11 protein-coding genes are annotated in these 11,996 nt (G+C 57.3%); 2 read left to right on the forward strand and 9 right to left on the reverse strand.

Going from position 1 to position 11,996, the window contains the following annotated elements; all coding sequences use genetic code 11:
• Nucleotides 1–25 precede the first annotated feature (25 nt).
• Both ACR0I1_RS12130 and ACR0I1_RS12135 read right to left on the reverse strand, forming a co-directional pair.
• Complete coding sequence (locus tag ACR0I1_RS12130) at nt 26–802, reverse strand: Hint domain-containing protein (protein WP_480706667.1); 777 nt, start codon at nt 800–802, stop codon at nt 26–28.
• A 209-nt stretch (nt 803–1,011) separates the two neighbouring features.
• Nucleotides 1,012–1,950 carry a DMT family transporter gene (locus ACR0I1_RS12135; protein WP_480706668.1) on the reverse strand — a complete coding sequence of 313 codons (939 nt, stop codon included), beginning with the start codon at nt 1,948–1,950 and terminating at the stop codon, nt 1,012–1,014.
• A gap of 147 nt (nt 1,951–2,097) precedes the next feature.
• Between ACR0I1_RS12135 and ACR0I1_RS12140 the strand changes: the two genes are divergently transcribed.
• A complete protein-coding gene (locus ACR0I1_RS12140) occupies nt 2,098–3,111 on the forward strand; it encodes a hypothetical protein (RefSeq protein WP_170401308.1) in 1,014 nt (337 codons plus the stop codon).
• 3 nt (nt 3,112–3,114) lie between these two features.
• Here ACR0I1_RS12140 and upp read toward each other — a convergent pair whose 3' ends face one another.
• The 7 genes from upp to ACR0I1_RS12175 form a co-directional block, all read right to left on the reverse strand.
• Nucleotides 3,115–3,747 (reverse strand): uracil phosphoribosyltransferase, encoded by a 633-nt coding sequence (upp, locus tag ACR0I1_RS12145; protein ID WP_170391930.1) that lies wholly within the window; start codon nt 3,745–3,747, stop codon nt 3,115–3,117.
• The gene (locus tag ACR0I1_RS12150) at nt 3,744–4,730 is read right to left on the reverse strand and encodes an adenosine deaminase (protein ID WP_170401310.1); all 987 of its coding nucleotides are present in this window, start codon (nt 4,728–4,730) and stop codon (nt 3,744–3,746) included. Before ACR0I1_RS12150 ends, upp begins: the two co-directional genes overlap by 4 nt.
• Nucleotides 4,727–5,938, reverse strand: coding sequence for a phosphopentomutase (locus ACR0I1_RS12155; protein WP_480706670.1), 1,212 nt, complete (start codon nt 5,936–5,938; stop codon nt 4,727–4,729). Before ACR0I1_RS12155 ends, ACR0I1_RS12150 begins: the two co-directional genes overlap by 4 nt.
• A complete protein-coding gene (locus ACR0I1_RS12160) occupies nt 5,935–7,242 on the reverse strand; it encodes a thymidine phosphorylase (protein ID WP_170392910.1) in 1,308 nt (435 codons plus the stop codon). Before ACR0I1_RS12160 ends, ACR0I1_RS12155 begins: the two co-directional genes overlap by 4 nt.
• 4 nt (nt 7,243–7,246) lie before the next feature.
• Nucleotides 7,247–7,639, reverse strand: coding sequence for a cytidine deaminase (locus ACR0I1_RS12165; RefSeq protein ID WP_170391936.1), 393 nt, complete (start codon nt 7,637–7,639; stop codon nt 7,247–7,249).
• 104 nt (nt 7,640–7,743) lie between these two features.
• A complete protein-coding gene (locus ACR0I1_RS12170) occupies nt 7,744–8,847 on the reverse strand; it encodes a cupin domain-containing protein (protein ID WP_480706672.1) in 1,104 nt (367 codons plus the stop codon).
• A complete protein-coding gene (locus ACR0I1_RS12175; RefSeq protein ID WP_480706674.1) occupies nt 8,810–9,514 on the reverse strand; it encodes a hypothetical protein in 705 nt (234 codons plus the stop codon). Before ACR0I1_RS12175 ends, ACR0I1_RS12170 begins: the two co-directional genes overlap by 38 nt.
• Nucleotides 9,515–9,710: 196 nt before the next feature.
• Here ACR0I1_RS12175 and ACR0I1_RS12180 point away from each other — a divergent pair, with 196 nt between their 5' ends.
• Nucleotides 9,711–11,984 (forward strand): NADP-dependent malic enzyme, encoded by a 2,274-nt coding sequence (locus tag ACR0I1_RS12180; RefSeq protein WP_480706676.1) that lies wholly within the window; start codon nt 9,711–9,713, stop codon nt 11,982–11,984.
• Nucleotides 11,985–11,996: the final 12 nt, after the last annotated feature.

The raw sequence follows: 11,996 nt of genomic DNA on the forward strand, positions 1-11,996 counted from the left end.
CGCCTGCTTCATACTCAAACACCTACTATTGCAGCTGCCATTCAGGCCGCAGGAACAGCGCAGGCATATTGGGCCGCCCCGGTCGCCCGGGTCGACGTACGCCCAATGCCGGTCGGATCGGGAAAATTGGCTCTTGCGGAATGGGTGCAGGTAACGCAGCCAACGGGTTGGTTAAAGCCGAAAGGTTCCCTTTGCCGGTCACGGCCTCGATCAGAAGATCGGCGTGTTCAGCATCCGCGACTTCATAAAACTCCGGGTTTCGACTTGACCCGGTATTCATGCGACCGGACGGGCAATAAGCCTGAAATCCGCCCTCGATAAAAACCAGCTCATCCTCGTCAAAGAATAATGACGTGACATCGAAGGACTGCGCAGGTGTGCTGGACTCAATACGCCCCACCCCGCTGAGCGTTCGAGCTGGAATGATCGAAACCCCCTCGATTCCAACACCAAGCTTGCCTTGATCCAACGCCATACCTTGTTCCGGCATCAGCCAAACAGGACGCCCATTGTATGCTGCTCGGGATGGCACAAGAACCGGCAAATGCTCGGGCCTGCGCTCGTCTCCCGCCACCACGATCCGGTCAACGCAAACGCGCCTCAATTCTTTGAACCCATGGTCCCGTGTCCGCACCAGATCGCCTGCAACCAGTCTTTCGACCCGTTTCCAGCCCCCTGTTGTGGACACTTTGGTTCCGTGCAGCAATCCCCCACGACGCGCTGATGCGGCCTGTCCCACAAAGGCCTGTCGGCCTTTCACTTCACGTTTCGAATACCCCGAAACACTCACTAACTCTAACACGTGCCGTCCCCCTGTTGGCACCTTCAAACAACTCAGAAGGTCTTAGAGTTGTGCCTCAATTGGACTTAGTTTTGCCACATTTGAGGCCAAATTAGGTCAGTTTCGCCGCAATTTACTGGTTTTGAATAAACAAATCAGTATTCCGAACGGGCTTTGATCTGCATCTCGAAACGATGCTAAGAGGGATACAAGCCGATTCTATTCCGTTCTTACTGCGCCGCCTGCTGTAGCGAGGATAACCGCCGCTCCCGCCACCCAAGCAGCACTCCGGCAGAGGCGATCATGCCAATGCCGATGATTTGCATCTGCCCGACGGACTGCCCAAACGCCACCCAGGCAAAGAGCGGGCCAAATATCATGACCGAGTATTCAAAGACTGCGACATATGATGGCTCGCCCAGTTGATAGGCTTTGATCAGCATGAAAACGGCAATTGTTGAGCCCACGGCCTGAACCACAACCCAAGGCAACGCGTCTTGCATCGGCCAAACCCAACCGCGCATCGCGAAGCCATCCGGCCCGACTGGCACGCCAACCGGAAACAGGGCAAGCCAGATCAGTCCGATCGCCCCTGCAAGCCCCAGCGTGACAACCATCGCCGCAAGCAGCGCAACAGTGCTTTCGTCGGAACAGTGGGTGCGCGTTACAACAGCGCTGAGTGCGTAAAAGAAGCCACCAGCGACTGGCAGCAGCGTCTTTACATCAAACGATGTCGGGTCCGGTTGCAATACGCACAGAATTCCCGAAAACCCCAATAAAACAGCCACGATCCGCCAGGGACCTATGCGCTGTTTCAACAAAAGGGCCGAAATCAACAGCACGAATATCGGCGATGTGAATAACCCGGCAAGCGCCTGAGCGATGGGCATCAATGCCAGCGCGCTGAAATAGAAGAGCATCGCCAGCGTGATCAACACGCTGCGCACCGCGACGACACCAATCCGCCGGGGCCTCAAGGTGCCCAAACCCAATATCGACAACACCGCGATCAGCGGCAGCATCAGTAAGGCGCGACTTAGGTGAAACTGCCAAAGCCCCACGCTCTCGGCCACGCGGATCACGAAATTGTCGATCACGCCGATAATGGACATGGCCGCAACCATCAGCAACGACGCCATGATTGAATGGGTTTGTTGTTGTGACTGCATCCGCGCCTCTGCCCTTAATCAGCCCGTTCTGGCCGAAACTTACCCGGCACACTCAGCACATTTCACAAACACTGCGCAACAGGTTTGCGCCGCTGGTTTTCGCCATGCTAAGCTTGGCGCAAAATAATATTCGAGCAGCATTACCCGATGACCGCACTCAAACAGTACCAGCGGATCGAAGCCACCGGTCTGTGGCGTCCCTCGCCCGATGAGCAACGGCGCGAAGTAGTCGTATCGATTGGTGAAGCCACTCTGACGATTTCTGACTTCAATGACAGCGCGCTGACCCATTGGTCGCTGGCGGCGCTAGAGCGACAAAACCCCGGAACCTACCCTGCAATATTCAATCCCGACGGCGATCCCGGCGAAACACTGGAGCTTGCAGAATCTGAAACCACAATGATCGAAGCAATTGACCGGCTGCAGCGCGCCATCGACCGTGCCAGACCACATCCCGGACGGCTGCGTTGGCTCAGCGTTGCAGGGGTTGTTCTGGCGGTCTTGGCAGTGCTTTTGTTTTGGCTACCCAGAGCACTGCAACGCCATGTTGTTTCGGTAGTGCCAGAGGTCAAGCAACAAGAAATCGGCGATGCAATCCTGCAGCGGATCGAAAGGGTGTCAGGCAAGGCTTGCTCTTCGCCTGATGCGCAAGCGTCGCTGGATCAGCTGGCGCGCCGCACCGGTGTCCGCCAAATCGTGATCCTTCCAGCAGGTCTGCCTGACAGCCTGAGCCTGCCGGGTGGAACCGTACTGCTAAACCGGGCACTGGTCGAAGATCACGAAGACCCAGCCGTTGCCGCCGGATACATCATAGCCGCGCGCGCGCGGGCAACTCAGCAGGAACCGCTGGACGATCTGTTGGACCGTACAGGCCCGAGTGCCGCATTTCGGTTGCTGACCACCGGCGAATTGACGCCCGAGATCGTGGACACCTACACTGAGCAGGTTCTATCCGGTCCACAGCCGCAGCTAAGCGATGACGTGCTGCTCGCGGTTTTTGCACAGACCGCACTGCCCTCGACCCCATACGCCTATGCGCTTGATATCACAGGCGAGTCCGTGCTTGGATTGATAGAAGCCGATCCGATGGCGGGTCGTACTTTGGAACAGGTACTGCCCGACCGCGATTGGGTCCGGCTACAGAATATTTGCGGGCAATAGCACCTATTTGGTCCCGAACATCCGGTCGCCAGCGTCACCTAGTCCAGGCATAATGTAACCCTTTGAGTTCAGCTCACGATCCAGCGCGGCCGTGACGATTTTGACATCTGGGTGCGCCTCTTTCATGCGCGCGACGCCCTCGGGGGCAGCCAGCAGGCATAGAAAGCGGATATCTTTCGCCCCCTGCTCTTTCAGCAAATCAATGGCCGCAGCCGAGCTGTTGCCGGTTGCCAGCATCGGATCAACAGCAATGACCAAACGGTCCGTCAAACCCTCGGGAGCTTTGAAATAGTATTGGACCGGCTTCAGCGTCTCTTCATCCCGATAAAGCCCCACGAACCCCACTCGGGCAGAGGGAATAAGCTCCAGCACGCCGTCCAGCATCCCATTTCCGGCCCGCAGGATCGATACCAGCGCCAATTTCTTGCCCGCCAGAATGGGAGCGTCCATTTCTTCCATCGGGGTTTCGATATGGCGGGTGGTCAGCGGCATCTCGCGGGTGACCTCATAAGCCAGCAAAAGCGTGATTTCGCGCAGCAACTGCCGGAACACAGCGGTTGAGGTGCCTTTGTCCCGCATGAGCGTCAATTTGTGCTGCACCAGTGGGTGGTCGACGACGGTCAGGTGATCGCTCATGATGTCTCCAGTCTTTTCTTGACCCGCGCGCGGGTCTCTTCATCGCAAAAGGCCGCGTTCAGGGCTGTTTCATTCAGGGCAGCAAAATCTTCGGCTTGCCAGCCGAACGCTGCATTCAGCATCTCATACTCGCGCCGCATCGTGGTATGAAAAAACGGCGGATCGTCAGTGGATACCGTGACGTTGACGCCTGCATCACGCAATTTCGCGATGGGATGTGCGGCAAAATCAGGAAACAGGCCCAGTACCACGTTTGAACCCGGGCAGACCTCAAGCGTTATGCCCCGGTCAACTAACTCGTACACAAGATCCGGGTCTTCGATGGCGCGGACGCCATGGCCTATGCGCTCGACCCCCAAATCACGGACGGCATCCCGAACACTCTCTGGACCGCCAAATTCACCGGCATGGGTCGTCAATCGCAACCCAGCCTCGCGCGCGCAGTCAAAGGCCCATTTGAAATCGCCCTGCGTTCCGACGGATTCGTTGCCGCCCATACCAAATCCGGTAATCCAGTCACCTGCGGTTTCAGCCGCACAATGGGCGCTGGCCTTGGCTTGCTCGGGTCCAAAATGGCGCACGCAAGTGATGACACCACGCAGGGTGATCCCGAATTTGCGCTCGGCCTCGTCTGCGGCGTCCTGAATCGCAGTCAGGTAATCCTTCCATGCATGCAAATCGCCACCGCCGCAGAAATCCGGGCTAAGGAATGTTTCGGAATACACCACACCATTCGCGGCGCTCTCTTCCAGAATGGCCAGCGTCAGGCGGCGGAAATCTTCAGGTGTTTTCAGCACCTCGCACGCAGCCTCATAAACGCTAAGGAAATGGGCAAAGTCGCGGAAATCATAAGAGCCGTCGGGTTTGAATATCCCGCTCAGGTCCACTCGTTTCTCATGGGCCAGTTGGCGTATGAAGCTAGGCGGAGCGGCGCCTTCATGGTGCAAATGTAATTCGATCTTAGGCAGGTCAGCGACTGTCATATAAAAGTCCTTCCCGGCCCTTGCACCGGTATGTTCAGGTGGTGCGCGATACTGGCGGCGATATCGGCAAAGTTCACGGGACCGATCTCGCCCATGCCCTGCCCTGCGATCAGCACGGGCACTTGTTCACGGGTGTGGTCAGTGCCGCTCCAACTGGGGTCGTTGCCGTGGTCTGCGGTCAATAGCATCAGATCACCGGGGCGCAGTTTTTGTAGGATCGCGCCAATTTCACGATCGAACCATTCCAGCGCACGGGCATAGCCGCTGATATCGCGCCGATGGCCATACAGACTGTCGAACTCGACAAAGTTTGCAAATGTCAGACTGCCCTCTTCCGCCTCATCAACGAGGTCCGAAAGGTGGTGCATCAACTCTGCGTCCGAACCCTTTCGCAGCGTGTCGATCCCCTGCATTGAAAATATATCGCCAATCTTGCCCACCGCATGCACACGGCGACCGGCATCCTGTGCCCAATTCGTAAGAACGGGTTCAGGTGGAACGATGGCAAAATCCTTGCGGTTGGTTGTCCGGGTGAACCCCTTTTCGGGCGTTCCGACAAACGGCCGGGCGATAACGCGGCCCACTTTCATCTCGTGCAATCGCGGCGCAAGGGTGCGGCACATATCCAGCAGGCGGTCGAGCCCAAAGCTGTCTTCATGGGCGGCAATCTGGAATACGCTATCGGCAGACGTGTAGCAGATCGGCCAGCCGGTACGTATATGCTCGGCCCCCAGTTCTGAGATGATCGTCGTCCCCGAGGCATGGCAGTCGCCTAATATTCCGTCGGTCCCCGCTACCTCGGCGGCAGCCTTGCTTAGCGTTTCGGGAAACGCTGGTTGGCGATCTGGGAAATAACGCCAGTCCCAGGGCACAGGTAGACCCGCCAGTTCCCAATGCCCTGAGGGCGTATCCTTTCCCGGAGAATATTCACGTGCGCAACCCCACAAGCCCGTCGGCGCGGCCTCAAGGCCCGGCGTCGGTGCGCCCGAGGCCAGACGGGTCGCCGCCCCCAGCCCCATGGCATCCAGGTTGGGCAGTTGCAACGGTCCGCTCCGCCCTTCTTCCGCACGCCCCTCGGCACAAGCTTGTGCTATGTGGGCCACTGTATTCGCGCCTGTATCGGGTTTGGTGCCGTTGTAAAACTGATCGGCATCCGGCGCGCCGCCGATACCAACCGAGTCCATTACCACAAGGAAAGCGCGGCTCATGCGCTGATCCTTTCATGGATTTGAGGCGGCTGTGCTACCGGTTCGTCACTCAGCGTGATGGCATCTAGCACCACCGCGGCAGCCCGTTGCGCTGCATCTTCTCGCCCCGCATGAACAACCGCCAACGGAGCGCCTTTGGTCACCTTATCTCCGACCCTCAGAAGGCCCGACAGGCCAACCGCCGGATCAATCTCATCGCTCTCGATCTGGCGCCCACCGCCTAGGGCCACGACTGCGAGGCCCAGCGCCTCGCCATCAATGGACGAGACATATCCGCCATGCGGAGCGTGAACTTCCCGGATCACATTGGCCTCCGGCAAAAACCGATCCCATGTGTCAACGAAATGCACCGGTCCACCCACGGCAGCCATCATGCGTCCGAACCGTTCGGCTGCACGACCATCGCGGATCACTTGGGCTATACTGGCGTTTCCTTCCTCTGCCGTAGCGCACATACCGGCATCCGCCATGAGAACGCCCCCCAACTCGGCCGAGATTTCGGCCAAAGGCGATCCCTGCCCGCTGGTCAAAGCTTTCATCACCTCGGCCACTTCCAGCGCATTGCCAAGTGCGGAAGCGAGGGGCTGACTCATGTCGGTGATCACTGCGGATGTACGGCAACCAGCGGCATTAGCCGTTTCGGTCAAGGCCTGTGCCAAATTGCGTGCCTCATCCAGCGTCTTCATGAACGCGCCGCTGCCCACCTTAACGTCCAGAACCAACGCATCCGGGCTCGCCGCCAGCTTCTTGGACAGTATTGATGCCGTAATCAGGTCAAGGCTCTCCACCGTCGCCGTCACATCGCGCACCGCATACAGCCGCTTGTCCGCAGGGGCGATCTGGCCCGTTGCCCCCACGATGGCTGCCCCTGTGTCTTTCAGCACCTGCGTCAGTCGCGCCTGACCGATCTGAGTGGTCACTCCCGGTATGGCCTCGAGCTTGTCCAGAGTGCCCCCGGTATGGCCCAGACCACGCCCCGAGATCATCGGCACATACGCCCCGCATTCCGCCAAAGCCGGGGCAAGCAGCAGGCTGACGCAATCGCCGACCCCACCGGTCGAATGCTTATCGACCACCGGCCCGTCCAAATCCCACGTCAGCACCTCGCCGCTGTCGCGCATGGCAACAGTCAGATCAGCCCGCCCATTGGCCCCCAGACCGCCCATACAGACAGCCATCGCAAAGGCCCCGGCCTGCGCGTCACTGACGCCACCATCGGCCAGGCCTTGCGCGAACCACATTAGTTCGTCACCAGTTGGCACCTCCTGACGGCGAAGTTTGGCGATGATCGAGCGCGCATCCATGAAGTCAGACATCCTCCATATGCGACGCGTCGAACGCACCGGGCAATAGATCGGCAATCGTGGTTTTGGTTTCCAGACCATCAACCGTTGCCATTGTAACGACCACATCCCCGTTGCCGAATTCGGCCAGTTTCTGACGGCATCCACCACATGGGGGCACCGGCTGCGGGCTGCTGGCGACCACGTAGACCTCGGTCAGTTCTTTTTCACCAGCGGCGACCATTGCCGCGATTGCCCCGGCCTCGGCGCACGTACCTTCGGGGTAAGCAATATTTTCGACATTGCAGCCAAAATAGATCACACCTGAACTGGACCGGATCGCCGCTCCGACCTTGAAATTCGAATAAGGCGCGTGGGCATTTTCCCGAACGGCCAAAGCTGCATCTTTCAAAGACATGGCGAATCCCAATTTTTGATCATCTGGTCAGAATATCATACCCTACTGGAAAGCGACGGGGGAATTGAAGCCCCCTTGACGCCATTATCCACTTCTTCTTGGACTTAACCCAACGTCGTATTGAAGGTCCCCGGTAAAGTCACCTCAAGCAGTTCCACATCCTGCGAGGGGTCTGACAGCCGTGTTCGCATTCCCGGCGGGATGACGAAGGCATCGCCTTGTTCCAACCGATAGGGCTCGCGCCCTTCACCCTCAAGAATCACCTCGCCGGTCATCACGAAGGTAAAGTGTATGTCGGTGTCGTGGCTCGCCCATTGAGGGTTACCCTCGCCCCGGCGCACGACCTGAACGCCCGCCACGCCTTTGGTATTCTCGGCAATCGTCGTGTCACGGCAGATGTAACCGGGCAAGCGGAATGGCACCCAGTCGGCATCATTGGCTTGATTGTAAACGAACCGCTGCCCATCCCATTCCCGATCCGGACGGAAATGCGGGGTGGGCAGTTCCATCTCATGATCAATCTCCGTGACATGCTCGGCTGGGACACCAATCTCGATCACCTGAACGTTGTCTGACGCTTCCAGCACGCGGTGGCGGATTTCAGGCGGCTGAATAAAGCAATCGCCTGCCGTCAGGCGCATCTTGTCGCCCTGATCTTCGTAGACCACATCGACCCAGCCGTGGATGCAGAAGATCAGCTGAAATCCGACTTTGTGGAAATGCACCATATCGGGCACAGGACCGCCATCTGGGATACGTATATGGCTGGCGATAATCGATCCGCCCAGCCGGTCCGGCACGAGATCGCGATAATGCATCCCTGCCCGTCCAATGATCCACGGCGCCTGATCCTTGAGCCTACGGACAACAAAAGAGTGGACCGTATCCGGCATGACCAGCGGCGGGTTCAACTCGTCAATCTCGATCCGGGTGCCGTTTGGGGCTACAAGACTTCGTTGACCTTCTGCAAAACCATCTGGATCGGATGTCAGAATGCGCAACGTTCCCGCCGCTTCAGCTGCATCTTTCTCGATCCGCAAGCGCAGACCGTGACCAGAGAACACGGCAACCCGAGGGTCATCTGCCGGATAGATCATATCCATCCGCATCCCCAGTACCTTGGTATAAAACGGGATATCGTTGCGCAGTTCCTGCGTCGGCAGTCGGATTTCAGCGCGCGTGAGGGAGTCGCCGGTATTGCTGGTCATTCTGTTTCTCTTCGGATTTTGGTTTTGGCCATCCGATCAGAACAGCAGCCAAAATGCCAATCGAAAAGTACATCTCCAGCGTTTCTTCCATCACGAACAAACGTGCAGCCATCGCAACCGAAAGGTATTCTTCGAACAATCCGCTGATTTCCTCAAGAAGCTGAGCCAGCACCGCAACACTTCCAGCCAGGAAAAAAATCATCAAAAAAGGCGCGCGGATCTTCAGTGCCTTAATTCCGTTCGGTATCCCATGCCAGAGCAAACCACCAATGACGATCGCAGCCAAAACGATCCTTACTGCAGTCACATCAAGCAATAAATCAACCCAGTTTAGCACCACGAAAGGCGCGCTGCCTTCTGTGTACACCTCCGCCTCCAATTCGCGCTCGGCCAACAGCAGGCAGACCACCGCGATGTAAAGCCGCGAGACGCCTCGGTAACGCGCCAACGCGACCAGCCCGGAAACCAGTAACGCAGTGGCCGATATCGTCTCAATCAACCCGCCTTCCTGGATGAAAGCCGCAGCCGCTTCGGGCCAAATCATAACCACAAAAAGAAATGAAACCGCCGAAACAAGCACAACAAAGAAGACATTCCGATTGACACCAATCCTGATTGAAGGGTTGGCAAATTGCGCATTAGCACAAGCTTTGTCTTCATGACGCATGATAAGGTCCGCCGCTTCTGGTGTCCGTCAGGTTCCCCGGAATTGGCTGTACATAAAAACGATGCAGCAACTCTCAACCAACGTTTCGTTAACGTATCCGTGAGGCCTGTCTCTGACTGCGGTCCGAGGCGACATAGCCAAGCGCTGAGAAATAGTTTAACCATCAAACGAATATTGGAACGGAGTTGTATTACCGATGTCTGACACACCGAACCTGAGGCAGGCCGCGCTTGACTATCATGCGCATCCAAAGCCCGGAAAGCTTGAGATCAAGACAACCAAACCAATGGCAAATGGTCGTGACCTTGCGCGGGCATATTCGCCAGGCGTCGCCGAAGCCAGTCTTGAGATAAAGGACAACGCCGCCAATGCTGAGAAATACACCGCCCGCGGCAATCTTGTTGCGGTTGTGTCAAACGGCACCGCAGTTCTGGGCCTTGGGAATATCGGCGCATTGGCCTCGAAACCGGTAATGGAAGGCAAGGCCGTCCTGTTCAAAAAGTTCGCAGGCATCGATTGCTTTGATATCGAGGTGGATCAGCCTGACCCAGAAAAGCTGGCAGATATCGTCTGTGCTCTGGAGCCCACATTTGGCGCGATCAACCTTGAAGATATCAAGGCACCGGATTGTTTTATTGTCGAAAAACTGTGCCGGGAACGGATGAACATCCCGGTGTTTCATGACGATCAGCACGGCACGGCAATCGTTGTTGGTGCCGCAGCTAAAAACGCCCTGTATGTGGCAGGAAAGAGCTTCGAGGATATCAAAGTAGTTTCGACCGGCGGCGGTGCTGCCGGGATCGCCTGCCTCAGCATGTTGGTGAAGCTCGGCGTTAAACGCGAGAATATCTGGCTGTGCGACATTCACGGGCTGGTCTATGAAGGCCGCGCCGAGGATATGAACCCGCACAAAGACCAGTTTGCACAGAAAACCGATCTGCGCACTCTGGATGATGTGATCGGAGGTGCCGATCTGTTTCTGGGTTTGAGCGGACCAAATGTGCTCAAGCCTGAGATGGTCGAGAAGATGGCCAAGACCCCGATCATCTTTGCGCTGGCCAACCCAACTCCGGAAATCCTGCCACAGGCGGCGCGCGAAGTTGCCCCTGACGCGATCATTGCGACCGGTCGCAGCGACTTTCCGAACCAAGTGAACAACGTGTTGTGCTTCCCGTTTATCTTCCGAGGTGCCCTGGACGTGGGCGCGACTGAAATCAACGACGAGATGCAGATCGCCTGCGTCGACGGCATCGCCGACATGGCCCGCGCGACGACGAGCGCTGAAGCCGCGGCGGCCTATAAGGGTGAGCAGCTGACTTTTGGTCCAGATTACCTGATCCCAAAACCCTTTGACCCGCGCCTAGTGGGGGTCGTTTCGTCATCGGTTGCACAGGCGGCTATGAAGAGCGGGGTCGCAAAACGACCCATTGATGACCTCGAAGCCTATAAAGAACGCCTGAACCAGACCGTGTTCAAATCTGCACTGTTGATGCGGCCAGTGTTCGAAGCCGCAGCCGTCGCATCGCGTAGAATTGTCTTCGCAGAAGGCGAGGACGAGCGTGTTTTGAGGGCTGCGCAAGCGATATTGGAAGAAACCACGGAAACCCCGATCCTGATCGGGCGACCGGACGTGATCAGCGCACGGTGCGAAAGGCTAGGCCTGACAGTACGACCGGGGCAGGATTTTCAAATCGTGAACCCTCAGGACGATCCCCGTTACTACGATTATTGGAATTCGTACCATCAAATAATGCAGCGTCGGGGGGTCACTCCGGATCTGGCCAAGGCCATCATGCGCACCAACAACACCGCCATTGCAGCAATCATGGTGCATCGCGGTGAGGCGGACAGCATGATCTGTGGCACTTTTGGTGAGTATCGCTGGCATCTTAACTATGTCGAACAGGTTTTGGATGATGGCGATTTGCGCCCGCATGGCGCGCTTTCGCTGATGATTCTGGAAGATGGCCCTCTGTTCATTGCAGACACGCATGTAAGACAATTGCCGACACCAGAAGAACTTGCCGAATCCACCATTGGAGCTGCTCGTCACGTGCGGCGGTTCGGGTTGGAACCCAAGATCGCATTTTGTTCGCAATCGCAATTCGGCAATCAGGCCGAGGGATCAGGCAAGCGGCTGCGGGCTGCGCTTGAGATTCTCGATTCCGAGCCACGCGACTTCAGCTATGAAGGCGAGATGAACCTTGATCTGGCTTTGGATCCTGAATTGCGTGCACGTATCTTCCCGAACTCGCGTTTGGAAGGCTCTGCAAATGTCCTGATCTTCGCCCATGCGGATGCGGCAAGCGGTGTGCGCAATATCCTGAAGATGAAAGCGGACGGGCTTGAGGTAGGTCCAATCCTCATGGGAATGGGAAACAAGGCGCATATCGTAACGCCTTCGATTACGGCCAGAGGACTGCTGAACATGGCGGCCATCGCAGGTACGCCAGTCGCGCACTACGGATAAGCCCAGCGCCTA

It is taken from the genome of Ruegeria sp. B11, assembly GCF_056539785.1.